Source organism: Kosakonia oryzendophytica (assembly GCF_027886705.1).
GTDB classification, from domain to species: domain Bacteria; phylum Pseudomonadota; class Gammaproteobacteria; order Enterobacterales; family Enterobacteriaceae; genus Kosakonia; species Kosakonia oryzendophytica.
In genome coordinates this window covers 4,391,208-4,416,442 of record NZ_CP115659.1, presented here as the reverse complement: position 1 = coordinate 4,416,442, position 25,235 = coordinate 4,391,208, and the positions used below count along the sequence as shown (strand labels likewise).

Below are 25,235 nucleotides of genomic sequence, written 5' to 3'. Positions count from 1 at the left end.
GGAAAAGCATTCTGCGGAGAAGCCTTATGCACCTCATTGCCGTTCCTGCCCTTCACTACAGTTGCGAGCAACTGGCCGCGATTGTCGGCGACTGCTTTGAAGGCTACAGCGTGCCGTTTTCGCTGCCGCCTGCGGTCTTTGCCCAGCGCTTTATTGCCGAAGGATTAAGTCTGGTGGATTCTTGCGTCTGGCTGGCGGATGAAACGCCTGCTGCCGTGGCGCTGATCACCCGACGCGGCGTCTCCGCCCGGTTAGCGGCATTTGCAATTCGCCCCGCGTACCGGGCGAAAGGGCAAGGAAAACGTCTTCTTGCGCCGCTAATGGCTGCGTTGCGCGAGCGGGGTGTCGTGAACATGCAACTTGAGGTGATTCAGGAGAATCATCCCGCCGTGACGCTCTATCGCAATCTGGGCTTTGTGATGACTCAGGAACTATACGGTTTTCAGGGCGCTGCGGATGCATCTGTGCAATCGGTGGCGTTACAGGCGCTTGACCCGCTGGAGGTGGTGCGCAAAGCGACGGGCGAGAGCAATGCTATGCTGTCATGGATGGTCGATCCCCTTTCTTCAGTGTCACTGCCTGCGCTGGCCTTTGAGTACCGCAAACATGCGTATGCGGTATTGGCTACCCATATGGAGAAGCCGCAACTGCGGTTTATCTATGTTGAGCCGGAGTACCGGCGTAAAGGATTCGCCAGCGAATTACTGCGCGCATTAAATCAGCGTTTCCCCGGACTGAGCACCTCTGTGGTCGTGCCCGCCCGTTTTACGCCGCTATTTACGCGTGCTGGCTATCTCCTTATGCCGATCAGTCAGTATGAGATGAAGGCCGACCTGTAGCGGTCAGCCTTCGCGATCAACGATTTTGAGTTCAACAAGGCCAATGCCCAGCTTGCGCGGTGAGTGACCAAGAATATTCCCCTCATTGCTGGATTGCGGCGCAGGCGGGGCAATCACTAGTGTGTTGCTGCGCGATGGATTGCTGAAACTCAGGGTTGTGGTACTCAGCTCGCTTCCCAGGGTTAATGTTTGCTCTTCAGAACCCACGCGCACCGGGATGGGGCGGTTAGCGTTAGGGCCAAACGCTTTGGCGGTGATGACCAGCGCGAATTTTTCTGGCAACGGGTGGTCGTACTCAATCTTCACTTCGTCGGCAAGATTTGCGTTGGACCAGCGTCCCCAGCTCTCCGGACGGGAGAGGCCGCTGAAGTGTTTGACGTCTTCCGGCGCGCCTGCAACGTTAAATACAAAACTGTCGGCTTTATAACGGATGCTATCGTCGACGATCTTCAGCGTATCCACGTTATGTTGGTAGCGTTCAGCGCTGATCACCGTCTCTTGAAAGTCGGTTTTCCCTTTCCATTGTGCTTTATCCACCTGCTGGACGCGCTGTTCTCCGCCAAGCTGCCCTTGTGAAACGCACCAATCGGTAGAAAGTGCCAGATCCGGCGACCACAAGCGCGCCATTTTGTAGCACTGATCGATCCAGACAAAGTTGTCGCGCGGGGCGAAATCCGCCAACTGGAAACGTAGTGGTGCGGAATATTCGCTTTCCGGCAGGGGCTCAATACGTTTATCCCCGACGCGCACCAGCAACGGCAACCGGAACTGGCTCCCGGAGAACGAGACCATTTGTTTATTCTGGTCGATAGTGAACGCTTTCATCTCGTTCGGGAAGTTCCACAGGCGAATGATCTCCGGCTTCCAGGCCAGCACTTTCTCTTTCATATTCAGGAACACGCCGGACAGTGACTGCCCGGAGAGACTGCTACGCCCAAGGCCAAGGTAGTTATCCCCGCCAAGGATATCCAGCACGGTGGCACCATTATCCAGCGTGCTGCGTTTGATGCCGGAGATATCCTGCTGGGGTTCATCACCTCGGATCACAAAAAAGAGATTACTGCGATCTGCTTTGTTCAGATATTTCCATGCGGTGTTGTTCATCGCCAGGTGGTCTGACGACACGACAATCACCGTATCCTTAAACCATGGCGATGCTTTGATCTTGTTAATCAGCGCGGCAATATGCTGCTGGCTACAGGTGACGGCGCTGAAGGACTGATTCGGCTTGCCGTCGTAGTGGTAGCTTTTGCGCGTGCAGGTGCGGGAAATAAACCCGTCCGGGTGGTGAGTGTCCACCGTCAGGGCAAACAGAGAGAAGCGCTTACCGGCGCGGGAAAGCTCTTCATACTGTCGCCATACCGCATCCAGCACGGTATCGTCATAGAAACCCCAGTCATTGCGGTAGTTCGGGTCGTCAACCTGCTTTTTAAGCTCTTCTGCACCGGTGAGATAGTCAAAACCGTGCGATTTCAGGAACACATCTTTACCGGCAAAGCGCAGGTTTGCCCCCTGAATAAAGTGATTCTCGTAGCCAGAATTTTTCAGGATGTCGCCAAGACACAGGTTTTGCGGAAAGAAGGTGGAAACGGATGCGGAGGCATTACCTTCAAACGGTGCGAACAGCGGAATGCCGCACTGAGACGACACCATGCCTGCAATCGTGTAGTCCGTACCTGGCAATTGCTGGGTGTGACTGAAGTCGATGCTTTCCTCTTTCAACGCGCCCAGTTCCGGCGTAAGCCCCGGAAACGCCTCATCATTAAAGTAGGTGCGCTCCAGGCTTTCACCATAGATATAGACCAGATTCAGGTGCGGGGACGGAATCGACTTTGCCGGTTCTTTGTAGTAAGTCAGAAAATCCGGATCGCCGCCGCGCGTCTGGGATTTCACCAGTTCTGTAATTTGACGAAATGCCGGGCTGGCATCCACGGAACCAAGCGCCAGCACCAGAGCCAGCAAGCTGTAACCCATATGATGTGGACGATGACAACGACGGCTCAGTACCCAACCGAGTGCGCAAAATACGGCAAACAGCGCCAGCGCGAGGCCCGCGCCGGGAAGCAGGTATTTGCTGACGCCAGCACCGGTCAGGCTGTTGGTCAGCGTATAGAGTACCGCATCGTTAATACCATCGCCGGTAAAATAGTGGCTGGCAAATAAGGTGATATTTAACAGGATAAAGAAACCGAGGACCAGCAACGTAGCGGTGAACCACCAGGTGTTACGACCCGCTTTCCAGGCGTAAGTCGCCACGGAGGCGAGAAACAAAGCAACAGAAAGCAATTCAGACAACCGTCATCCCCCATCAATGCCAGACATGTTGCTGGCTATTAATCTTTGTAACAGGACGTACAATTTAATATTCATGTCACATACCTGCAATTGTAGTGTCACTTTATTCCCGGTTTATTCAGAATTGGTTTAGAAAGGCGGCAGGGTGATCGCCGTCGCTTTGGCGACGAAAAGGTAGGGCAGGGGAAGAAAACGCCGCGTTGAGAGCAACGCGGCACAGGGTCAGGAGAGGAAGTTGACGCCCTGTTTGAGAACGATATCGCAGGCTTTTGATTTCACTTTTTCCGCCAGCGGCGTGTTGCCAATATTACTCAGATTCAGTTGCTCACCGTTTTTGGTGTTCAGCATTCCCTGAATCCCTTCCAGATAGTTGGTGTCCTGTTTTTGTTCCGTTGTTCCCAGACCCAGTTTATCCAGTACCTGATTTTTCACGTTTTCAGTGTTGGTCAGCGAGGAGAGTTTGTTTTTGGCGCACCAGGTCATGATACCTGCGGCGTTGTTCATGGTTCCGGCGCTGAGCGCCTGGTTGCCGCCGTTAAGCAGGCCGGTCAGGGAGGAGAGCGACAAACCGCCTTGTTGCGAGGCAGAATTATTCTGGCTGAGCTGGCCGGCAGCGCTGGAAAGCGTGTCCTGCCAGGACGCCGCATGGGCAAAACCGGTAAACAGGGTGCTGCTGATAACAGCGGTGCAAAGCAGGCGTTTGGCGAATTTCATGTCGTGCAGATCCTGATGTATGACGAGAGCGCCCAGTATACACCCGGGCGCGGGAAGCCTACGGAGGGGAAAACTCTCAATACTCTTTGCCGGTGACGCGGCTGCGATAACTCTCCCAGTTGAAGATCACCCACAAGCTATTGCCCAAGCGCATCCTGTCCATGACGCGTTCGCCCAGCAGTTTGTTCATCTCATCAAGGTTGCTGTTGGTCAGCATGCCGGTTGGGCGTTTGGATGATGAGCGGCGGTCGACAATCTGGTTAATGATCACTTTTTCGTAGCGGGACTCGGTTTGCATACCGATCTCGTCGATCACCAGCAGATCAACCGAACTTAAATCGTTCAGTAACTGCTCTTCGCTGCTTTCACGGTTGCCGAATGTCTCTTTCATGGCAGACATAATGTCGGCAACGGTAATGATCAGCACCGATTTGCCGCGTAATAACAACTCGTTGCAAATGGCGGCCGCAAGGTGATTCTTACCGGTTCCTGGCTTGCCAGAAAAGATAAAGCTGGCGATATTGCCCTCAAACTCTTCGACATATTGCCGTGCCTGACTCAGGGCGCGCATCTGACCTTCGGTTTCAATGCGGTAGTTGTCGAAGGAGCAGTTTTGATGAAGCGGACGAATGCCGGAGCGGTTAAAGGTGCGCTGCATTTTCATGGCGCGGTTTTCACGCTCCAGCGCCGCCGAACGGATTTCGCCCTGTTGTTTCTGCCAGGCCATTAACTCTTCGCCTGTTTTAAATGCAGGTTGGGTATTGGCGGGCATCATTTTTTGCAGACGTTTCATCAATTCGCCGACGTTTTTCATCGTTATCCTCTAAAGCCTGGTGGGATTTGACTGTCCGGTTCTGAAAGGGTGTTGATATCGCGCTTTGCTGCGCCATTCTGGCTGGCACGCCCTATTTGCAGGCTACGCGCCAGTTTTTGCTGCCATTGTACATGGTGGAAGACTTTGCCTTCCGCCTGCCAGTATGCGACGAAAGACGCCAGTTCTTCCGGCGTAACCGGCTGCGCCAGCGCGATGCCCCATAGCGCGGCCAGACGCTGGAAGTCAGCATCGGGCTGCCAGCCCGCATACATAGCAAATTTCCCCATTGGCACGTTTACCGGCGCGGCGCTGGGTTCTTCGTAGAACTGCGCATCTAATGCAATATCGCTGGCCGGGCGCGAAAGCTGCGCCTCCAGCGCCAGCAATTGCTCGAGTCGCTGTGGCGTAACGGCATAAAACGCGGGGCTGTTATTGGCAAAAACGGCGATTGCGCCACCTTCCGTGCGGGCCAGTACGCTGGCATGATCGCGCATAAGCTCATCAATGCCGATGACATTTGACGTCAGAATTCTGGAAGACATAACGCGTTCTCAAACTGGAATACAACGGATACGGTGCACTGCGTTTTCCACGCAGAGATAATGACACATAGTAACACAGGGAAGGGAAAGGACAGTACAGCAGGAAAAAGCCGGGTTGCCCCGGCTCTGAAGCGGTTATGCGATAATGTTCAGGGTCACATCGATGTTACCGCGGGTCGCGTTGGAATACGGGCAAACGATGTGCGCTGCGTCGACCAGTTTTTTCGCTTCTGCCGCGTCCATCCCCGGCAGGTGAATGTTCAGTTTGGCTTCGATACCAAAACCGGTTGGCAACGGACCGATACCCACTTCGCCTTCGATAAAGGCGTCTTTAGGCATGGCGATTTTGTCGCGGCCGGCAACAAATTTCATTGCACCGAGGAAGCAGGCGGAGTAGCCCGCAGCAAACAGCTGTTCCGGGTTGGTCACTTCACCGCCCGCACCGCCCATCTCTTTCGGTACGCCCAGTTTGACGTCCAGTACGCCGTCAGAAGAGGTTGCGCGGCCATCACGGCCGCCGGTGGCTTTGGCTTTGGCGGTATAAACGACTTTTTCTAAAGACATGACAGGTTCCTTATTATCTTGAGTGCTTGCTATAAAATAGCGTGCTATTTATCTGTTGGCGAAAACGCCCGTAAGGGCGCTTAAGCCAGGTGAAACCGCTGACGAAGTTGTTCCAGTTGCTGTTTGATGTCCCGCAGGGTTGCGTTGTCACACGCCATCGCGCAACTGATCGATTCCGGAATAGAGGCGGCTTGTTGCTGTAACGCGCGCCCACTTTCGCTTAATGTGATCACCACCTGACGCTCATCCTGGCGCGAACGCTGACGTGAAATCAGCCCGGCGCTTTCGAGGCGCTTTAACAGCGGCGTGAGTGTGGCGGAATCCAGAAACAGGCGTTCGCCAATGTCCGACACGGTCACATCGTCTTTCTCCCACAACACCAGCATGACCAGATATTGCGGATAAGTCAGGTTCATCGGCGCCAGTAGCTGCCGGTAAAGCTTATTCAGAGCCAGGTTTGTTGAGTAAAGCGCAAAGCAAAACTGGTTATCTAACGCGAGTTGCGCGTTCGGTGTCGTTTTCGTCTTCATGCAACGAATTTATATAGTGTGCGATTTAATTGCAAGTTATTTTTTGCGGGCAGGTATAACACAGCACAACCTGCACCGCCATGTTACGGTAATACTGACGCTGCGCGGTTGGCTCCTCCTTCTCTTCAAACATTGAAAAAGAGTCGCTCTGTTTGCCACGCAGTGAAAGCTGAGGCTGCTCATCAGGCGGTGAACATAATCTGCAAATAGAGGTTTTCTTTGGTTTTGACGTGATACACCACCCTCCGCTGGGGTGCTCGCCCGTTCGGCAATTTGTTCCATACGTACGACATTCAAACCCTTTTCCTCAGGCAGGGTGATGATCACCACGGCGGCGACAGAAAACAAATCTCAAACGCGTGGGCGTTTGCGGTAGATCCACAAGCCGGGGATCGATAGGCCAATAGAGAGCGCCCCCACAATCGACGATGCCTTAAGGAAGTTGGTCAACAGCAGGATCATTAACTCTTCGCTGTAGCCGAAATGACCAATTTTCACCGCTGAAATCATTGCCGTGTACGCGGAGATCCCTGGGAACATAGGGATTACCGCAGCGACGGTAAATACTTTCGGATGCGCCAGATACCAGCGCGACCAGCGAATACCAATACTGCCCACCAGCATAGAGGCCACGAACGTTGACCATTCAATGTTAAAACCCCAGTGCATCATGGCAAAGCGCGATCCGTGACCAATGGCCCCAAGAAGCGCACACCAACGCAGGGCGCGATGGGGAACATTAAATACCATGGCAAACCCAACGGCGGGGACTGCGGCCAGCACCATATCTTGCGCTAGCGCCACAAAAAACAGGATCACATCCATCCGCGTAGCCCCCATAACGTCATCGCCATCACCACGCCAATGCAGGTTGCGAGCGTTAATAAGCTGGCGATGGCCCAGCGCGCCAACCCGGTATTGATATGGCCTTTAAACATATCGGCGACGGAATTAATAAGCGGGAACCCCGGTACCAATAACAAAACACTGGCGGCCATGGCTACCGTTGATGAGTGGAGAAAATTCGGCAGAGTGAGCATCAAGCCCGAAACCGTCGTTGCAACAAACGCGGTCACACAGAAGTTAATTTGCGGGTGCATGTGCCGATTTGCCAGCACCAACCGTACATACATCGCAACGCTGCTGGCGCAAAAAGTGATAAATGCACCGTCCCAACCGCCATTATTGAGCTTGCAGAAGCAGGCGCAGGAAAGGCCTACCATCAGGGTGACCAGCCAGCGCGGGTAACGCAGTGGCTTTACCTGGGCAAAGCGTTTTTCAACGCCTTTTAGATCCAGTAGCTTGTGTTCGGTCAGGATCACAATGTGTTGTACCTCCGTCACGACATGCATATTGATTCCGCGATCGCTGTTCTTGCGTGTGGAGGTCAGGCATTGCCCGTCTTTGATGGTCGTCAGGACGATGGCATTGGATGAAATTAAACTCTCTACGCTGTCCATGCCCAGCGCCAGTCCCAGACGCGTTGATAACTCTTCCACCAGCGCGCTCTCTGCGCCGTGCTGTAACAAGAAAAGGCCACACTGAATACACAGGCGTGTAATTGCCCGCTGCGATGACTGGTCTGTTTGCATGGTTACCCTGGTACTGTTTGCAAAGGCGCTCACAAGAAGGGGGAGCGAAAAGTCTATATTTAGCACAGAATATGGGCTGAAGGGCGCTAAAGTAGATCAAGAACTGTGCATTAAATCACGATGAAGGCGTTTCATGATGCATTCCCGTTGTGGGTTAAGACCAGTTCAGGTCTGTTAGGGTATTAATGTTCTCATTGTGGAAAAACATGATTAATGAGCAGGTTAGGTATAAATTAATCTTAATTATTTATTAAATTTATGGGTTTTATCTTAATTATCCACGCATTGATTGTTTTAATTTCTTATTTTATTTTTTAATAATATCCGGGGTGTTTGAAAGGGCGTTGTGTTATGTTGACACATGAGTGGGCAATACTATAATTTTACAACGTTATATTTAATTGCTAATCATGCATTTTACTAATTTTTCACCGCGTCATCCTGACGAGATGTGGGACTATTTCGCATTAATTTCATCAGTCAAGTAAATATTAATAACGAGAATTGATAGAGCTCGCGAATGGAAGCGGAGGTTTTATGCTATCACTAAACAGTAAACATGGGGTTATTATAAGTCGAATGCCAGTATTCAGCGCCGGAATAGAGGGCATAGTTGCCCGACATTTTACTGAATATGAATTGGCCTGTTATTCATCCATAGAGGAGATTGCGCTGCAAAAATTACAGTGCGCCAGTATGGTTATTGTCGATTTAACAGGCGAACAGCGGTATGCGCGCAGAAATTGTCAGCAATACTATTCACTGCTCTCGCAATGCGATAATGCGCACTGGATTTTCTTTGTCTCCGGTAGCCTCTATCCGGTTGCGAAACAGCTTCTTTTACGTTCGCACACAACGTTACTTTCTGATGAGGCGTCGATTGCGGGCATTGTCACGACTATTCATGCGAGCTATGAGAAAAATGGAAAAATCAGCCAGACGCTTTTGATGCCCGCTGAAGAATTTATGGAAGAGAATTCTTCGATGGGAGATGCACTGACATTTTCCGAGCGAAAAGTATTACGTCTGTTGGGAAAAGGGTGGGGAATAAATCAAATTGCAACACTGCTAAAAAAGAGCAATAAAACTATCAGTGCGCAAAAAAATAGTGCAATGCGCAGATTATTACTGCGCAGTAATGCGGACCTGTACACATGGATTAATAGTACTCGGGGAATGAAAGAGCTCAATTTAGGAACGGCATACGGAGAGCGGAAAGAATGGGAAAGAATTGCACGAAAAGAAACGTAGCCATCATCGAAAAATGCATAATGAGTGAAGTGGGATTGCAAAATTTATTGAGTGATCCGACATATTGTCAATACTCGTTTCATTTCTATAAAAATTTTGCTGAATTCCGTCAGGCACTCAAACAGACGTCGTTTTTTTCTATCATTTATTCTCTTTTTGGACTGCGAGAAGAACGGCGTGAATGTTTAATGGGGCTGCATCTACTTTCATACTCGCATCCCGGTGTACAGCGTATCGTTCTGGTTGAGGACGATCGAGAGGCGCAATTGGTGGGGCTTTTTTCATCGTTGCGATTGCATGGCATTTTGAGTAAAACAGCGCCGTTGCCTCTCTTATTGGAGCAGCTTGCAACGCTCTTCGGTGAAACCCGGCATATCAATGACAATATGCTTAATCATTGGTATGTGAGCCAGTGTCGTACGCTCAGCCCGACGGAGCGGGCAATATTGAACTGTATGACGCGCGGTCTTTCCATGGCTGAAATCGCTTCACAGCTGGATCGCAATGTTAAAACCATTCGTGCGCACAAATTTAACGCGATGACAAAGCTGGGTGTTACGTCTGATGTGAGTTTGCTTAACGCTGCAGATATTCTGACATGGATGCCGCACGTTTACGGTCAGTATCCCAATTAGCCTTTCGCTTCTGGTGCGCCAGGCATCAAACCTGGCGCTGGTGCAACGAGACTACAGGCACACATCTATCCATTTGGCGCGGGTCAGTTCCGCCATTCTTTCTGGCGAGATACGCACGGCGCTGTGGATGGCTCCGGCAGCTGGCAAGACTTCCGGGTACTGTTTCAACGACACATCACAATATATTGCCAGAGGGTTTTCCAGACCGAATGGGCAGACACCGCCAACGGGATGGCCGGTAATCGTAACCACTTCGTCACTACTTAACATTCGCGCTTTCGCGCCGAAAGTATTTTTTAGCTTTTTATTATCCAGGCGCGCGTCGCCTTTGGCGACCACCAGAATGACTTCATTTTTTACTTTTAACGACAGTGTCTTGGCGATTTGTCCCGGCTCCACATGATGTGCCGCAGCAGCCAGCGCGACGGTTGCCGTGCTTTGGCTCAGTTCGATGATATCGATGTCGGGGGCATTGTCGGCAAAAAATTGCCGCACAGACTGCAAACTCATGATGTTCTCCTGCTTAAAACCGCTATTAATCTGTCACAAGCACGTTATTGCTGTAAATATCCCTCCTTAACAAACGCCTTACAACCAGATTATCGATCGCCTTCACAATCGCGGAAACCGGTTACAGTAACCGGTTGCAGTGTCATCAACCCGGGTTAATACTCATTTTGTCACTTCCCTCTGCCCAGAAAATTAAATAAAGAGCCGTCTATGAACGTATCCTGTTTCGTTGTAATGCTGGTTCAAACAACCACATGGTTTCACAGAGAAAAAATGGATCGCGACGCGGCAGAATATTCGCTGGTGCGCTTACTTTGTTAGTCTGACAGGAGATCTGCTATGTCTGCCAACCATGCTGCGTTTAACCTCATTTTCCGGTTTATAGAAAACTACGTCAGCCCGATTGCCGGGCGAATCTCTTCCCAACGCCATGTGATGGCCATCCGTGACGGGTTTATTTCCGCAATGCCGTTTATGATTGTGGGCTCGTTCCTGCTGGTCTTTGCCTATCCGCCATTTTCGCCGGACACCACCTGGGGTTTCGCCCGTGGTTGGCTTGATCTTGCGAAGCAGTATGAAGGGCGGATCCTTACGCCTTTCGATATGACGATGGGCATTATGTCTATCTATATCTGCGCGGCCATTGCTTACAATCTTGGTAAGCATTATGTGAAGTCGCATCAGTTGGATCCTTTTATGTGCGCCATGCTATCGCTGATGGCTTTCTTATTGGTCGCAGCCCCAAAAACCAACGGTACGCTGCCGGTGGATAGCCTTGGCGGCACCGGTATTTTCACCGCGATCCTGGTGGCGATTTATTGTGTGGAAATGATGCGTTTTCTAAAAGCGCATAACATTGGTATTCGCCTGCCCGATCAGGTGCCGCCGATGATAAAAAACTCGTTTGATTTGCTCATTCCTGTGCTGGTGGTAGTGCTGACGCTTTATCCGTTGAGTCTGCTTATCCAGACGCAGTTCAATATGCTGATCCCGCAGGCCATTATGGCGCTGTTTAAACCCTTGGTAGCGGCAGCGGATTCATTACCGGCCATTCTGCTGGCGGTGATCATTGGTCATTTACTGTGGTTCGCCGGCATTCATGGCGCTGCGATCGTTTCCGGTATGCTGCAAATGTTCTGGTTAACGAACCTTGGTTTGAACCAGACCGCGTTGGCGCAGGGCGCGCCGTTGCCGCATATCTTTATGGAAGCGTTCTGGACCTTCTTTATTGTGATTGGTGGCTCCGGGGCGACGATGGGGCTGGTCTTTTGCTACCTGCGTAGCCGTTCGGTACATTTACGCTCCATCGGGCGTTTGAGCGTCGTACCGAGTATGTTCAACATCAATGAGCCGGTTATTTTTGGCACACCCATTGTAATGAACCCGGTATTCTTTATTCCTTTCCTGCTGGCACCAACGATCAACGCCATCATTGCCTGGGCGGCGATGAAACTGGATCTTATCGGCAGAGTGATTTCCGTTGTGCCCTGGACCGCTCCTGCGCCTATTGGCGGCGCGTGGGCGCTGGGTTGGGATTTCCGGGCAGCAATTCTCGTGGTCTTGCTCGCTTGTGTGTCTGCGGTTATCTACTATCCGTTCTTTAAAGTGTACGAAAAACAGTTACTGGAACAGGAAGCAGAAGAAGCACAGCGCGCAGAAGACGATAAGCAGGTTGCATAAAGGCACAAGGAAAACAAAGGGGCGGAATAACCGCTCCTTTGTTTATGTTAACGTGCAGTCGCCGCACTGCTGGACATCTGGCAGACGATAGCGCTGGCAGCAAGTGCGGCGCACCAGTACACCGTCCCGCAGCACAACGGTGCGCCACAGCGGGTTGTCGCTGCCATCGGCAAGTTGTTTTTCAAAGAAGCAGGTCTGACGCAGCGCTGCGACACGCCCCTCACCAAGCACGGGGATCATATCCCCCAGGCACCAGTTAATCAGATAGCCCGTGTTGCTCCAGATAAGCTTACCGTTGATGTCTCCGGTGGCTTCCAGCGCCTGTACGACCGGGAGCATAGCGTATGTCGTCAGCGCGGAAATTCGTTGGGCATCGTTACAGGACGTTAATACGTCATCGGGCTGCACATCAATCCAGAAACACGCGGCACGGCCGGTTTCGTGAAACTCGACATGGAAATGTTCAGGTGTAAGGTCGATTGCGCGTTCCTGCATCAACAGCGCCAGTAGCAACGGCGGTACCATCAGCCCGAGATACCATTGCGCCCATAGTGATAACAGTGGCTTGTTTTCTCGCGGCTGCGTTAGCTGGTTGCGATAGATATGATCGGAATAGGTCGCAATAAGCGTTTGTAACGCGCTACCGCGTGACCATTCTGCCAGCGTCATGGTTTGGTAAGGTGCGGGTTCATTGAGATGAATAAAATCAAGCAGATATTCGCGATGGCTGGAGATAGTTTCCCGTACGGCATTCGCCAGCGAATCGCGCTCATTGTTGAGGCTCCCTCGCCAGGTAGCATTTTCAGCAATCGTTGCGGTACGTGAAGTCATGGCAGTAGCAGGATAAGAAATCTAAATGATAATGATTTTTAATCCTAACCACGGATAAAATCGATAGCAAGGTGTTTATCGTAAAATTAGCGCGGGAGCGCCTCAGGCGGGCTGTAATTCTTCACTTACGAGGATGTTGTTGCGCCCCATATGTTTGGCTTCATACAGCGCTTTATCGGCACGGGAAAGAGACGCTTCGATATCATTACCCAGCAATGGCGCAATCCCGATACTGACGGTGACGTTTGTGGCGACGCTTTCATTAAACATATGCGGAATTTTCAGATCATACACCTGCTGGCGAATACGTTCAGCGGTACGGCGTGCATCTTCCTGTTCTGCGTTATTAAGCAGGATCATAAATTCTTCGCCACCGAAGCGGGCAACAATATCGCGTGAGCGTACGGCATTGCGCAAGGCGGCAGAGACACGGATGAGCGCCTGATCCCCCATCATGTGGCCGTAATGATCGTTATAAGCTTTAAAGTGATCGATATCGAGAAGCAGCACATAGCGAGGGCTATCATCTACCGCCAGCATATTGTCGAGTTTATGCTGCAAACCACGGCGGTTGTACAAACCGGTCAGCGGATCCAGCATGCTCAAATCATTGAGTGTTTTGCGCTCCTGCATCAGCCGATTCATTAATGCCTGGGCAAAATGATCATTACGCTTTTGAATTGCATGCTGAATAGAGATGCCCAAAACCGGCAGTGCAAAAGAGTAGATCATTCTGAATTCGTTCTCTCCACTGCTTAGCCACAAACAGCTGACGAATACCGGTAACGAGTGAAATAAAAAGGCGAGGATATTATTTGAAAATGCAATGGTGCCTATAAACAGGATGCTCAACAAGGCGATCAGTAGAAAGGCATCAGCATTATCATTTATTAATCTGACTTTAGTGATTACATGCCACGCCCATAGACAGCCAAATATCAACGCAATAAGGGTGATATTAATTTTTCGGCTAGGAAAATAGTGGTGTAGCACTGGCAACACCAGGCTCGCCGCGAAAATGATGCATACGGGGATCGTCAGAATACGCAGGTGAGAGAGCGGCAGAGCGATAGAAAACAGCGCTGAGATCGCATTGAGTAACAGAAATAGACGCAGGGACAATCGATATTTCTTGTTACAGAGAGATTGCCAGGTTTGTAATGTCATACCTAAAAATCGTTGTTTATCCGTAATCTAACGGCGTGCTGATAGTCAAAAAAAGAAAATGTAACGCGATGAAACAGTTATCGCGAAAAATTAGTGATTTGGATTTTCATTTAAGTGGCGCTTAATTTATCACCTTACTGAATGCCTGTCATTAGAAGATGAGTGATCTTCATACTGACGCTTCGTATCGGGCTGACAAATGAGAAAACATATCATATGATATTGGTTATCATTATCGATATGAGAGATGAAAGCATGTTGCAGCGCGCGCTGGGGAGTGGATGGGGGATTGTCTTACCAGGCATTGTTGTGGCTATTCTGGCGCTTGCCGATCTGTCAGTTAACGCCTGGCGGGGAGTCATTGTGCTTGGTCTGTTGCTCACGCCAGCAATGCTGTACCACAAACGTTTACGGCATTTTGTGCTGCTGCCTTCAGGTGTTGCGCTGGTCGGTGGAATGATGCTGCTGCTGATGAATTTGAAAATGGTGTTGTAACAGGAGAGTCATACAGGGAGGGTATAAGATATCTGGTGCGAGGGGGGGGACTTGAACCCCCACGTCCGTAAGGACACTAACACCTGAAGCTAGCGCGTCTACCAATTCCGCCACCTTCGCACAGTCATCTTACTTTTTGATATTGCCTCGTTGGTGCGAGGGGGGGGACTTGAACCCCCACGTCCGTAAGAACACTAACACCTGAAGCTAGCGCGTCTACCAATTCCGCCACCTTCGCACAGTGCGAGCAATATCAGCGTGGTTTATGGTGCGAGGGGGGGGACTTGAACCCCCACGTCCGTAAGGACACTAACACCTGAAGCTAGCGCGTCTACCAATTCCGCCACCTTCGCATACCATCGATACTCTTGAAGTATCGCTACCACGGAGGCGCATTCTAGATGTTTTCAACTTTTCGTCAACAGTTAATTAAGCCAACGGAAGCTGATTGCTGTAAAAATGGGCGCTGAGACGCAGAGGAAGTGTAACCCGGTGAGTCGCACCCACCGGGAACAGCGATTATTTTATCGCCTGGCGTGTCATCACCGTACGGTAGACTTTAAAACGGCCGGTTTGTGCAATGACTTCATGGAAACCAAACGTCTGATCCAGTACATCCGGATACGGCAGGAAGGCGTTAGCGACAATACGCAACTCACCGCCACTGTTCAGGTGGCGAACGGCACCGCGAATCAGCGTCTGTGCAGCTTCCTGACTGGTCTGCAAACCATCGTGGAACGGCGGGTTGGAGATGATCATATCGAAACGGCCAGTCACTTCTGAGAAGACGTTGCTGGCAAACACATCCCCTTCGAAACCGTTCGCCGCCAGCGTTGCGCGACTGGCCTCTACCGCCGGAGCAGAGACGTCGCACAGCGTCAGACGCACTTTCGGCGAGTGGCTCGCCAGTACCGCCGCCAGGACACCTGCGCCGCAACCTACATCCAGCACTTTGCCCTTAGTATGCGGGGTAAAGGTCGACAACAGCAGCTGGCTGCCGACATCCAGCCCGTCGCGGCTGAACACGCCCGGTAGCGTTTTAATGGTCAAATCATCCAGTGCATATTCACCCCAGAATTCGTCCGGGTTGAAAGCTGGCGTTTTTTCCAGGCGGCCATGATACAAACCGCAGCGGCGGGCACTGTCGACTTTGTTCAGTGGGCAATACTCTGCCAGCATCTGCTCAGCGCTGCGTACGCCGCTACGGTTCTCGCCGACCACGAATATGTCGGCACCCACAGGCAGCAAGGAAAGCAGATTCATCAACTGAAACTGTGCTTCCGGTTTGTTCTTCGGCCAGTAATAAACCAGCGTATCGCAATCGCCAACCGTTGCGCTGTCGGCAACCAGACTATAGCGAGCGTGCTCGCCCATTTGCTGGCTTAGCGTTTGCCACTGGTGAAACTGTTGAGTCCAGGCGCGGCTTTCCGCGGTGTCCAGACGAGCGGGCAGGTCATCCTGCAAATCACCGGCAAAAAGAATGCGGCTGGGTTCGAAATCATCACTGTGGCGCAGCAAGACTTCACTTGCCGGGGTAAAAGCGGACATGGGGGGTTCCTCGTTAAATTCTGGCGGCGATTATACACGTTATCCTTCACGCTGCCTCTTTGTTGGCGTCGTCTTCGGCCCCCTGTCACTTACTGGTATAAGCTCCCGGGGTTCCTCATCCTTGCCGCCTCGGCGCATCGCGAATGATTGTGTGTACAGGGTGAGTATCCTTCACGCTATCTCTTTGTTGGTTGTGTCTTAATGGCGAACAGGCGCTGAGTTTGTTATATTTGCGCGCCTGACATACAGGAGTGTTTTGCTATGACTTCCCGACGCGACTGGCAATTACAGCAACTGGGCATTACCCAGTGGACTTTGCGCCATCCCGCGGTGTTGCAGGGTGAAATCGCCATCTCGTTGCCTGCGCATATCCGGTTGGTGATGGTTGCGTCCACGCTGCCGGCACTGACTGAGCCGCTGGTGAGTGATGTCTTGCGCGCGTTGACCATCACTGCGGATCAGGTCTTGCAATTGACGCCGGATCGCGTCGCGATGTTACCCCCCGGCAGTCAGTGTAATAGTTGGTTGCTGGGCGTCGATGGGCCGCTGGTGCTGGGCGGAGCACAAGTCTCAACGGCTCCGTACGATGAATTACGCGGCAACCCTGCGGCATGCGCCGCGTTATGGCAACAAATCTGCGAACATGAACACGATTTCTTCCCTCAGCACGACTGATTTAGCCCGCGCTTACGCGATTGAAACCCGGGCGCATGCTTTCCCCTGGAGCGAAAAAACACTCGCCAGCAATCAAGGTGAACGCTATCTCAACTATCGACTGATGGTGGGTGATGACATGGCGGCATTCGCCATCACCCAGGTCGTGCTGGATGAGGCCACGCTGTTCAATATTGCCGTCGATCCGGCCTGGCAACGTAAAGGATTTGGCCGACAACTGTTGGAGCATCTCATCCGCGAACTGGAATCCCGCGGCGTACTGACGCTGTGGCTGGAAGTGCGGGCCTCCAACACCGGCGCGATCGCGCTGTACGAAAGTTTAGGATTTAACGAGGCGACGATTCGTCGTAATTATTACCCCACGGCCAACGGGCGCGAGGATGCGATAATTATGGCGCTGCCTCTCTGATAATAAAGGTGATGTAATGAAATGGGACTGGATACTCTTTGATGCTGACGAAACGCTGTTTACGTTTGACGCGTTCGGTGGCTTACAACGGATGTTTCTTGACTATAGCGTGACATTTACCGATCAGGACTTTGCCGAATACCAGGCGGTCAATAAACCGCTATGGGTGGATTACCAGAACGGTGCGATTAGCGCTCTGCAACTGCAGCATCAGCGTTTTCAGGGCTGGTCTGAGCGTCTGAATGTGCCTGCAGGTTCGCTTAATGATGCGTTTCTCAACGCAATGGCCGAAATTTGCGCGCCATTGCCGGGGGCGGTATCGCTGCTTGATAGTCTGCGAGGCAAAGCGAAGCTTGGCATCATCACCAACGGATTTACCGCCTTGCAGCAAATTCGCCTGGAACGAACCGGCCTTCGCGACTATTTTGATTTATTAGTGATTTCCGAACAGGTGGGTGTCGCCAAACCCGATCCTAAAATCTTTGATTACGCACTGCAGCAGGCCGGTAACCCGGATCGTGCGCGGGTATTGATGGTGGGCGACACGGCGGAATCAGACATTCTGGGGGGGAATAACGCCGGGCTGTCGACCTGCTGGTTGAATGCGCACGATCGCGCTTTACCGGAAGGTATTAACCCAACCTGGACCGTGACCTCTCTAACCGAACTGGAGCATCTCCTGTGTAAACATTGATTGTCTGCACTCAGCCGTTGAGTACAATAGCCGCATTTTTCGTATTTCATCGCGTGGCCTGAGGCCGCGCAATTACACAGAAGATTTTCATTATGACGTTGTCTCCTTATTTTCAAGAGGTGGCGAAGCGCCGTACGTTCGCTATCATCTCGCACCCCGATGCTGGTAAAACCACCATCACTGAAAAGGTGTTGCTGTTCGGACAGGCGATCCAGACTGCCGGTACGGTAAAAGGCCGTGGTTCCAGCCAGCATGCAAAATCCGACTGGATGGAGATGGAAAAGCAACGTGGTATTTCCATTACCACCTCCGTAATGCAGTTCCCGTATAAAACCAGTCTCGTTAACCTGCTGGATACCCCCGGGCACGAAGACTTCTCCGAGGATACCTACCGTACGCTGACGGCAGTGGACTGCTGTCTGATGGTGATTGATGCCGCAAAAGGCGTTGAAGACAGGACGCGTAAGCTGATGGAAGTCACCCGTCTGCGCGACACGCCGATCCTGACGTTTATGAACAAACTTGACCGTGACATCCGCGATCCGATGGAGCTGCTGGATGAAGTGGAAAATGAGCTGAAGATTGCATGTGCGCCGATCACGTGGCCCATTGGCTGCGGCAAACTGTTCAAGGGCGTTTACCATCTTTATAAAGACGAAACCTACCTCTATCAGACCGGTAAAGGGCACACCATCCAGGAAGTCCGCATTGTTAAAGGGCTGAATAACCCCGACCTCGATAGCGCGGTGGGTGAAGACCTGGCGCAACAGCTGCGTGATGAGCTGGAACTGGTGCAAGGTGCTTCCAACGAGTTCGATAAAGAACTGTTCCTGAGCGGCGAAATGACCCCGGTATTTTTTGGTACCGCGCTGGGTAACTTTGGCGTGGATCACATGCTTGATGGTCTGGTGGAGTGGGCGCCAGCGCCGATGCCGCGTAAAACCGATACCCGTGAAGTCACTGCCAATGATGAGAAATTCACCGGCTTTGTGTTTAAGATCCAGGCCAATATGGATCCGAAACACCGCGACCGCGTGGCGTTTATGCGTGTGGTGTCCGGGCGTTATGAAAAGGGCATGAAACTGCGTCAGGTGCGTACCGGTAAAGATGTGGTGATCTCAGATGCGCTGACTTTTATGGCGGGCGATCGCTCTCATGTAGAAGAAGCCTATCCGGGCGACATTATCGGCCTGCATAACCACGGTACCATTCAGATTGGCGATACCTTCACCCAGGGCGAGATGATGAAGTTCACCGGCATTCCGAACTTTGCCCCGGAACTGTTCCGCCGTATCCGTCTGCGCGATCCGCTGAAGCAGAAACAACTGCTAAAAGGCCTTGTCCAGCTTTCTGAAGAAGGTGCGGTACAGGTCTTCCGTCCGATTGCGAATAACGACCTGATTGTTGGGGCGGTCGGTGTGCTGCAGTTCGATGTGGTGGTGTCACGCCTGAAGAGCGAGTACAACGTGGAAGCGGTGTACGAATCGGTCAACGTCGCCACCGCGCGTTGGGTTGAAGGCACTGACGTGAAGAAATTTGAGGAGTTCAAACGTAAAAACGAAATTCAGCTGGCCCTTGATGGCGGCGATAACCTGACGTATATCGCACCAACTATGGTCAACCTGAACCTCACTCAGGAACGTTATCCTGACGTCACCTTCCATAAAACCCGCGAGCACTAATCCTTGCGCGGAGCACGGTGTACGCCGTGCTCCATCACTTTTCCTGTCTTATTAGCCCGTTGCGGAAAGTTCTTAAAACCTGCCGTTTTTTCCTCTATTGCTCATTTTTTAACCGTTTGTCCGGGTTTTTTGGCAAGCGTGATCTATATTTAACAAAGTGATGACATGTTGGGTGGATAAAAGTCCTGTTCATTGCGTGTTTAATGGTCTTTTATTCACCCTTCCCATTGCGAATTGATATTAATAACTGCTTCAGGGCGATGTGTGACGGTGTTGTGACCGAAGCCATTGATTTCTGAACTGGGTGAGATTCACCACAGCAGTAGAGCAGCCACTGTTGCTGCTTGTAGCCCAAATTGTGGGCAAACCAATAGGAATGACATCGATGATTATGACAAGACTGAAGATTTCAAAAACTCTGCTGGCTGTGATGCTGGGCTCGGCTTTGGCAAGTGGTTCAGTCCTCGCGGCAGATACCACCACTGACAAAGCGCAAAACACAGCGTCCAGTGCAGGCGAAAAAATCGATAGCTCTATGAATAAAGTCGGTGGTTTCATGGATGACAGCTCCATCACCGCAAAAGTAAAAGCGGCGCTGGTGGATCATGAGAGCATTAAGAGCACCGATATTTCCGTCAAAACCGAGAAAAAGGTGGTTACGCTGAGCGGCTTTGTTGAGAGCCAGGCGCAGGCTGAACAGGCTGTTGCCGTGGCCAAAGGCGTGGAAGGAGTAGCGTCCGTCAGCGATAAGCTGCACGTTCGTGACGGTAAAAATCAATCAGTAAAAGGTTACGCGGGTGATACCGCAACAACCAGTGAAATCAAAGCCAAACTGCTGGCAGACGACGTTGTACCTTCCCGTAAGGTGAAAGTCGAAACCACTGATGGTGTGGTGCAGTTATCCGGTACGGTAGATTCACAAGCCCAAAGTGAACGCGCGGAAAGTATCGCCAAAGCAATAGATGGCGTTAAAAGCGTGAAAAACGATCTCAAAGTTAAGTAACGGTTCCTCAAAATGTCACAGCCCGGCGCTTGCCGGGTATGACCAACACGTACCCGGAAAACCGCGAGTGAGCATCCTGAGCGCTCACTTTATAGCGGTCGACATTAACTATGGTTAAGGAGAGTCTTATGTTTCGTTGGGGCATTATATTTCTGGTTATCGCGTTAATTGCCGCCGCCCTGGGTTTTGGTGGTCTTGCAGGTACGGCCGCAGGCGCAGCAAAAATTGTCTTCATCGTCGGTATTATCTTGTTCCTGGTTAGCCTGTTCATGGGCCGCCGGCGTCCATAGCGTATTACGCGCTTAAATTTCGGTTACATTAAAGCCAGTCCCTGTGACTGGCTTTGCTGTATCAGCAGGGGAATAATTGCGTTACTTTGTGCGATAACGCATCAGAAAGGAAAGCAGAGTGGGGCAGTATATTCCCGTAACGCTCGGCAACATTGCGCCGCTGGCGTTAAAACCATTTCGTCCCGGTCGTCTCGCACTGGTATGCGAAGGCGGCGGTCAGCGTGGCATTTTCACCGCCGGGGTGCTGGATGAGTTTATGCGCGCGGAATTTAACCCTTTCGATCTCTACTTTGGCACGTCTGCCGGTGCGCAGAATCTTTCAGCCTATGTTTGTAACCAGCCAGGCTATGCGCGCAAAGTCATTATGCGCTACACCACCAAACGGGACTTTTTTGATCCGGTGCGGTTTGTCCGTGGCGGTAACCTTATCGATCTCGACTGGCTGGTCGAGTCCACATCAAGCCGGATGCCTCTGGCGATGGATCACGCTGCCCGCGCCTTTGACACAGGTAAGGCCTTTTATATGTGTGCCTGTCGCCAGGATGACTATACGGCAGAATATTTCTCCCCGACGCATCAAACATGGCTGGATTTGATTCGCGCCTCCAGCGCTATCCCCGGCTTTTACCGTCCGGGTGTCATGCTGGACGGGGTAAACTATCTGGACGGCGGCGTCAGCGATGCCATCCCGGTGCAGGAAGCGGCGAAACGCGGAGCAAAAACGATCGTGGTGATCCGCACGGTGCCCTCGCAGATGTACTATACGCCGCAGTGGTTTAAGCGGATGGAACGCTGGTTGGGAGAAAGCAGTCTTCAGTCGCTGGTCAATCTGGTGCAGCATCATGAGAAAAGCTATTTAGCGATTCAGAAATTTATCGAAACCCCGCCGGGTAAGCTGCGTATTTTCGAAATCTATCCTCCAAAACTGTTGCATAGCATGGCATTAGGCAGCCGTTTACCTGCGCTGCGCGACGACTATAAACTTGGCCGATTGTGCGGGCGTTATTTCCTCGCTACGGTGGGTAAACTGCTGGCGGAGACGCCGCCGATCATGCGCCACCCGCCCGTGCCTGCGACCCGTGTGGTGCCGCCAGCACCGGTGGCTAACGATGCTATTGATACGCCGCTGGTTATTGCACCGCAAGCCAATGATTTTCCCATTAATAAAGAGGATACGGCGTGAGTTTTCGCTTTATCGATACGCACTGCCATTTTGATTTTCCGCCCTTTACCGGAGATGAAGCCGCCAGCATTGCCCGCGCAGCCGAGGTGGGCGTTGAGCGCATTATTGTTCCGGCCATCAGTGCAGACTACTTTGCCCGCGTTTGTGATTTGGCTTCTCAGCACACCGCGCTCTACGCCGCGCTGGGGCTGCACCCGATTGTAATTGAAGCACATACGTCGGAAAGCCTTGAAAAACTGGCGCATTACCTTGCCGCAAAGCCGGAAAAGGTGGTGGCGATAGGGGAGATTGGCCTCGATCTGTACCGTGATGATCCGCAGTTTAGTCGCCAGCAGCAGTTTCTGGATGCGCAACTACAACTGGCGAAACGCTTCGATTTACCGGTGATCCTCCACTCCCGTCGTACCCATGACAAACTGGCGATGCATCTGAAAAAACAGGATCTGCCGCGCCGGGGCGTGGTACATGGCTTTGCCGGAAGTTTACAGCAGGCGCAGCGCTTTATTGAATTGGGCTACTGCATCGGCGTGGGTGGCACCATAACCTATCCGCGCGCCAGTAAAACCCGCGACGTTATGGCGCGTTTACCGTTGTCTGCGCTGTTGCTGGAAACCGATGCCCCGGATATGCCGCTCAATGGTTTTCAGGGGCAACCTAATCGTCCGGAACAGACGGCGCGGGTCTTTGACACACTCTGCGAACTACGCCCGGAAGCACCCGATGTCATCGCACAGGCGTTGCTGGAGAATACGCGCCGGCTCTTTTCATTAGAGATATAGCGCCGGGAGCAGCACCGTTGTGACGCCACGTGCCAGCAGCGCGTCGGCCAGGGGTTCAATATCGTCGGCAGTTGCGCTGCGCCATGTTGCTGCCGTGCCGTAAACGCCGTGGCGATGAAACGCATTCAGACGTACGGGCACATTCCCTAACTGGTGGATAAACGCGGTAAGCGCATCAATGTGCGTCAGATAATCGCAGTGCTCCGGGATCAGTAGCAGGCGCAGCTCCACAAGCTTATTTTCGGCTGCCAGCAGGCGCAGACTGGTTTTTACCTGCGTATTCTCTCGCCCGGTAAGAAAACGGTGATGCTCGTTGCTCCAGGCTTTCAGATCGATCATTGCGCCATCACACACCGGTAACAGCTTACGCCAGCCGGTTTCACTGAGCAGGCCATTGCTGTCCACCAGATTTTTCAGATGGCGTAATGACGGATCCGCACGCATTGCGGTAAACAGCGCATGCAGAAAGGATAGCTGCAACGTGGCTTCGCCGCCGCTTACCGTGAGGCCTTCAATAAACAGTGCGGCGTTACGGATGTGAGCCAGTACGGCGTCCACACTCATTAGCTGCGCCATGGGCGTGGCCTGTTGTGGGCACCCATGCAGACAGGTGTCGCACTGCTGGCAAATATGCGCATGCCACTGAACCTGGCCGCCCGCCAGCGTTAATGCCTGATGTGGGCAAGTGGGCACGCATTCACCACAGTGATTACAACGCCCGATTGTCCACGGATTATGGCAGTTCTTACAGCGCATATTGCAGCCCTGTAAGAACAACGCCAGGCGGCTTCCCGGACCGTCGACGCAGGAAAAGGGGATGATCTTACTGACGAAAGCGCATCTGCTGTTCATAGCTTATTACGCGGGGTTGTCGTTCAAGGATGTGTGTGTGGCGTGCAGCTTCTTCACCCAACCAGGTGGTATTCGTTCGTGAACCCTCGGCGCGGTATTTTTCCAGATCCGAGAGGCGGACCATATAACCGGTGACCCGCACCAGGTCGTTGCCCTGCACATTAGCGGTGAACTCGCGCATCCCCGCTTTGAATGCGCCAAGGCACAATTGCACCAGCGCTTGTGGGTTACGCTTGATGGTCTCATCGAGCGTCAAAATGTCGCTGATACCTGCCTTGTACCATGCGTGGTGCGGCGCGACGGTCAGTAAATGTGTGATCGGATCTGGCTCCTCGCCATACGGCAGACGCGCCCCCGGCGTAGTACCCACATCGGAGCTGATGCCGGACTGCGCATGTAACATCGCGCGTTGTCGCCAGCCATGTTTCACCGGCGTGTTTTCTACAAAATCCGCCAGTTGTTTGCTTATGCGGTAGCCAAGGGCGTTGGCTTGTTCATCTTTGCCGTAGCATGCGCCCGGCAGGCTTTTCTCACACAGAATGTTTACCGCTTCTGCTAACCCATACATACCAAACATGGGCACAAAACGATTGGCGTCGATCAGACCCTCCCGCACCAGGAAGCTATGCTCAAAGAAACCAGATTGCTGGTAGAGAAAGTCACAGCGGGCATCAATGATGGCGATTTGTTGACGGCAGTAGTGGGGAAGCTGGCGGCTGAAAAAATCCTCCAGCGAGTCACTGCGTTGAGCGATGACTTTCAGATTGAGCCGCACCAGTGTGCTACCGCCGCCGCCCAGAGGCAGGGAATTGTAACAACTGACGATGCCATAACCGCCTTTTGTGAAAATATTATCATTCACCGGACCATTCGCAATATGCGGTTTGCTGCAAGTACAGATATTTTTCGCAACAGTCAGCAGCAGGTCATCAGGGGTGATTTGCGGATCATAAATAAAGGTGAGGTTGGGTGAAACCTGCTGTAGATCGGCATCCGCGCGCAAAATGGCGCGGGTAATGGGCGTGTCATATGGTCCAATATTGGCGTGCATAAACGCATCCGGCAGAGTTCTGTCGAGATAGCGCCAGAAACGTTTTATTCGGATATCGACTTCTTCTTGTGTTAGAATTCTAACATATGGTTGCAGCAGGGCATCCAGTTGCCCGAGGTAAACCGGCATGGAGGTTACCGACGGAACATGGTGATAAAGGATGGTCAACAGCGAGAGAGCGTCATCCAGATCCTGAGCGCCTTCCAGTTCCAGCCAGGCGGAACCGTTGGCAAGGAATTTGGCGTAATCAGGCAGAACGTAGCGTGGTTTGTACGGGGCATGTCCCTCAAACATATCGCAGATAGCGCCCTCATCAAGCGCCGCACGGGCGGCTTCTGGCAGAGCAGGATAGGGCAAGCTGTTCTCCGCCTCCAGGGCGAGAAAATGGCGTTTTTGTTCCACCGTGAGCGTTGGGCTGGTGACAATCTGTTGGCAACGCGACAGTGATAAAGGATCAACAGTCTCGGACATTATCGTTCCTCTCCTTCCTTAAGTGGTGCAGAGAGTCTAAGAAAATCGCTGTCTGTCGCTTTTGATCCCTGCCTACAGAAACGCAACCATGGTTGTTTTGAGCTTAATAATTTGATGAATGTCTCATTATGGTTTTGCA

The 25,235-nt window shown here is 52.1% G+C and carries 27 protein-coding genes and 3 tRNA genes; 13 read left to right on the top strand and 17 right to left on the bottom strand.

What is annotated here, in order from left to right:
- Window positions 1-26 precede the first annotated feature (26 nt).
- Window positions 27-839: a GNAT family N-acetyltransferase gene (locus O9K67_RS21275; protein ID WP_061497931.1), complete on the top strand. Its 813-nt coding sequence runs from the start codon at window positions 27-29 to the stop codon at window positions 837-839.
- Between the two features lie 3 nt (window positions 840-842).
- Here the strand turns inward: O9K67_RS21275 and opgB are convergent, their stop codons facing one another.
- The 8 genes from opgB to O9K67_RS21235 form a co-directional block, all read right to left on the bottom strand.
- Window positions 843-3,134 (bottom strand): phosphatidylglycerol--membrane-oligosaccharide glycerophosphotransferase, encoded by a 2,292-nt coding sequence (gene opgB / locus O9K67_RS21270; protein WP_061497930.1) that lies wholly within the window; start codon window positions 3,132-3,134, stop codon window positions 843-845.
- 222 nt (window positions 3,135-3,356) lie between these two features.
- A complete protein-coding gene (locus O9K67_RS21265; RefSeq protein ID WP_061497928.1) occupies window positions 3,357-3,848 on the bottom strand; it encodes a DUF2501 domain-containing protein in 492 nt (163 codons plus the stop codon).
- A 76-nt stretch (window positions 3,849-3,924) separates the two neighbouring features.
- Window positions 3,925-4,662 (bottom strand): DNA replication protein DnaC, encoded by a 738-nt coding sequence (dnaC, locus tag O9K67_RS21260; protein WP_061497926.1) that lies wholly within the window; start codon window positions 4,660-4,662, stop codon window positions 3,925-3,927.
- Between the two features lie 2 nt (window positions 4,663-4,664).
- A complete protein-coding gene (gene dnaT, locus O9K67_RS21255; protein WP_061497924.1) occupies window positions 4,665-5,204 on the bottom strand; it encodes a primosomal protein DnaT in 540 nt (179 codons plus the stop codon).
- A gap of 135 nt (window positions 5,205-5,339) precedes the next feature.
- On the bottom strand, window positions 5,340-5,768 hold the full coding sequence (locus O9K67_RS21250) for an organic hydroperoxide resistance protein (protein ID WP_020456446.1): 429 nt from the start codon (window positions 5,766-5,768) through the stop codon (window positions 5,340-5,342).
- An 80-nt stretch (window positions 5,769-5,848) separates the two neighbouring features.
- Complete coding sequence (locus tag O9K67_RS21245; RefSeq protein ID WP_061497921.1) at window positions 5,849-6,298, bottom strand: MarR family winged helix-turn-helix transcriptional regulator; 450 nt, start codon at window positions 6,296-6,298, stop codon at window positions 5,849-5,851.
- Between the two features lie 351 nt (window positions 6,299-6,649).
- Window positions 6,650-7,123 (bottom strand): threonine/serine exporter, encoded by a 474-nt coding sequence (locus O9K67_RS21240; protein ID WP_061497919.1) that lies wholly within the window; start codon window positions 7,121-7,123, stop codon window positions 6,650-6,652.
- Window positions 7,114-7,890: a threonine/serine exporter family protein gene (locus O9K67_RS21235; RefSeq protein WP_061497917.1), complete on the bottom strand. Its 777-nt coding sequence runs from the start codon at window positions 7,888-7,890 to the stop codon at window positions 7,114-7,116. Before O9K67_RS21235 ends, O9K67_RS21240 begins: the two co-directional genes overlap by 10 nt.
- Before the next feature lie 537 nt (window positions 7,891-8,427).
- Here O9K67_RS21235 and O9K67_RS21230 point away from each other — a divergent pair.
- Both O9K67_RS21230 and bglJ read left to right on the top strand, forming a co-directional pair.
- Window positions 8,428-9,141, top strand: a complete 714-nt coding sequence (locus O9K67_RS21230) for a helix-turn-helix domain-containing protein (RefSeq protein ID WP_061497915.1) — start codon at window positions 8,428-8,430, stop codon at window positions 9,139-9,141.
- Between the two features lie 20 nt (window positions 9,142-9,161).
- Window positions 9,162-9,776 carry a DNA-binding transcriptional activator BglJ gene (gene bglJ / locus O9K67_RS21225; protein WP_061497913.1) on the top strand — a complete coding sequence of 205 codons (615 nt, stop codon included), beginning with the start codon at window positions 9,162-9,164 and terminating at the stop codon, window positions 9,774-9,776.
- A gap of 51 nt (window positions 9,777-9,827) precedes the next feature.
- Here bglJ and O9K67_RS21220 read toward each other — a convergent pair whose 3' ends face one another.
- Window positions 9,828-10,286, bottom strand: coding sequence for a YbaK/EbsC family protein (locus O9K67_RS21220; protein WP_061497911.1), 459 nt, complete (start codon window positions 10,284-10,286; stop codon window positions 9,828-9,830).
- A gap of 339 nt (window positions 10,287-10,625) precedes the next feature.
- Here O9K67_RS21220 and O9K67_RS21215 point away from each other — a divergent pair, with 339 nt between their 5' ends.
- On the top strand, window positions 10,626-11,966 hold the full coding sequence (locus tag O9K67_RS21215; protein WP_061497909.1) for a PTS sugar transporter subunit IIC: 1,341 nt from the start codon (window positions 10,626-10,628) through the stop codon (window positions 11,964-11,966).
- 42 nt (window positions 11,967-12,008) lie between these two features.
- On the opposite strand, the gene fhuF is transcribed toward O9K67_RS21215, so the two are convergent.
- Together fhuF and O9K67_RS21205 are read right to left on the bottom strand one after the other, a co-directional pair.
- Window positions 12,009-12,797 (bottom strand): siderophore-iron reductase FhuF, encoded by a 789-nt coding sequence (gene fhuF / locus O9K67_RS21210; protein ID WP_061497907.1) that lies wholly within the window; start codon window positions 12,795-12,797, stop codon window positions 12,009-12,011.
- A 102-nt stretch (window positions 12,798-12,899) separates the two neighbouring features.
- Window positions 12,900-13,964, bottom strand: a complete 1,065-nt coding sequence (locus O9K67_RS21205) for a GGDEF domain-containing protein (RefSeq protein ID WP_061497906.1) — start codon at window positions 13,962-13,964, stop codon at window positions 12,900-12,902.
- Between the two features lie 216 nt (window positions 13,965-14,180).
- Between O9K67_RS21205 and O9K67_RS21200 the strand changes: the two genes are divergently transcribed.
- Entirely contained in the window at window positions 14,181-14,459 is a 279-nt protein-coding gene (locus tag O9K67_RS21200) for a DUF1435 domain-containing protein (RefSeq protein WP_061497904.1), read from the top strand.
- A 33-nt stretch (window positions 14,460-14,492) separates the two neighbouring features.
- Here O9K67_RS21200 and O9K67_RS21195 read toward each other — a convergent pair.
- The 4 genes from O9K67_RS21195 to rsmC all read right to left on the bottom strand — a co-directional run bounded on the left by O9K67_RS21195 (window position 14,493) and on the right by rsmC (window position 16,007).
- A tRNA-Leu gene (locus tag O9K67_RS21195) sits at window positions 14,493-14,579 on the bottom strand.
- A gap of 31 nt (window positions 14,580-14,610) precedes the next feature.
- Window positions 14,611-14,697, bottom strand: a tRNA-Leu gene (locus O9K67_RS21190).
- A 28-nt stretch (window positions 14,698-14,725) separates the two neighbouring features.
- Window positions 14,726-14,812 (bottom strand) — tRNA-Leu (locus O9K67_RS21185).
- A gap of 166 nt (window positions 14,813-14,978) precedes the next feature.
- Window positions 14,979-16,007: a 16S rRNA (guanine(1207)-N(2))-methyltransferase RsmC gene (rsmC, locus tag O9K67_RS21180; protein WP_061497902.1), complete on the bottom strand. Its 1,029-nt coding sequence runs from the start codon at window positions 16,005-16,007 to the stop codon at window positions 14,979-14,981.
- Between the two features lie 261 nt (window positions 16,008-16,268).
- Between rsmC and O9K67_RS21175 the strand changes: the two genes are divergently transcribed.
- The 8 genes from O9K67_RS21175 to O9K67_RS21140 all read left to right on the top strand — a co-directional run bounded on the left by O9K67_RS21175 (window position 16,269) and on the right by O9K67_RS21140 (window position 22,722).
- Window positions 16,269-16,682: a DNA polymerase III subunit psi gene (locus O9K67_RS21175; RefSeq protein WP_061497900.1), complete on the top strand. Its 414-nt coding sequence runs from the start codon at window positions 16,269-16,271 to the stop codon at window positions 16,680-16,682.
- Complete coding sequence (rimI, locus tag O9K67_RS21170; RefSeq protein ID WP_061497898.1) at window positions 16,651-17,091, top strand: ribosomal protein S18-alanine N-acetyltransferase; 441 nt, start codon at window positions 16,651-16,653, stop codon at window positions 17,089-17,091. The genes O9K67_RS21175 and rimI overlap by 32 nt, the downstream gene beginning before the upstream one ends.
- Before the next feature lie 16 nt (window positions 17,092-17,107).
- Window positions 17,108-17,785 (top strand): pyrimidine 5'-nucleotidase, encoded by a 678-nt coding sequence (gene yjjG, locus O9K67_RS21165; RefSeq protein ID WP_061497896.1) that lies wholly within the window; start codon window positions 17,108-17,110, stop codon window positions 17,783-17,785.
- A 92-nt stretch (window positions 17,786-17,877) separates the two neighbouring features.
- Window positions 17,878-19,467 carry a peptide chain release factor 3 gene (gene prfC, locus O9K67_RS21160; protein ID WP_061497893.1) on the top strand — a complete coding sequence of 530 codons (1,590 nt, stop codon included), beginning with the start codon at window positions 17,878-17,880 and terminating at the stop codon, window positions 19,465-19,467.
- A 385-nt stretch (window positions 19,468-19,852) separates the two neighbouring features.
- On the top strand, window positions 19,853-20,470 hold the full coding sequence (gene osmY / locus O9K67_RS21155) for a molecular chaperone OsmY (RefSeq protein ID WP_061497892.1): 618 nt from the start codon (window positions 19,853-19,855) through the stop codon (window positions 20,468-20,470).
- Between the two features lie 128 nt (window positions 20,471-20,598).
- The gene (locus O9K67_RS21150) at window positions 20,599-20,760 is read left to right on the top strand and encodes a DUF1328 domain-containing protein (RefSeq protein ID WP_007373037.1); all 162 of its coding nucleotides are present in this window, start codon (window positions 20,599-20,601) and stop codon (window positions 20,758-20,760) included.
- 118 nt (window positions 20,761-20,878) lie between these two features.
- Window positions 20,879-21,943, top strand: a complete 1,065-nt coding sequence (locus O9K67_RS21145) for a patatin-like phospholipase family protein (RefSeq protein WP_061497889.1) — start codon at window positions 20,879-20,881, stop codon at window positions 21,941-21,943.
- Entirely contained in the window at window positions 21,940-22,722 is a 783-nt protein-coding gene (locus tag O9K67_RS21140) for a TatD family hydrolase (protein WP_061497887.1), read from the top strand. Before O9K67_RS21145 ends, O9K67_RS21140 begins: the two co-directional genes overlap by 4 nt.
- Here O9K67_RS21140 and O9K67_RS21135 read toward each other — a convergent pair.
- Window positions 22,711-23,574, bottom strand: a complete 864-nt coding sequence (locus O9K67_RS21135) for a YjjW family glycine radical enzyme activase (RefSeq protein ID WP_061497885.1) — start codon at window positions 23,572-23,574, stop codon at window positions 22,711-22,713. The genes O9K67_RS21140 and O9K67_RS21135 overlap by 12 nt on opposite strands.
- Entirely contained in the window at window positions 23,546-25,096 is a 1,551-nt protein-coding gene (locus O9K67_RS21130; RefSeq protein WP_061497883.1) for a YjjI family glycine radical enzyme, read from the bottom strand. The genes O9K67_RS21135 and O9K67_RS21130 overlap by 29 nt, the downstream gene beginning before the upstream one ends.
- Between the last annotated feature and the right edge of the window lie 139 nt (window positions 25,097-25,235).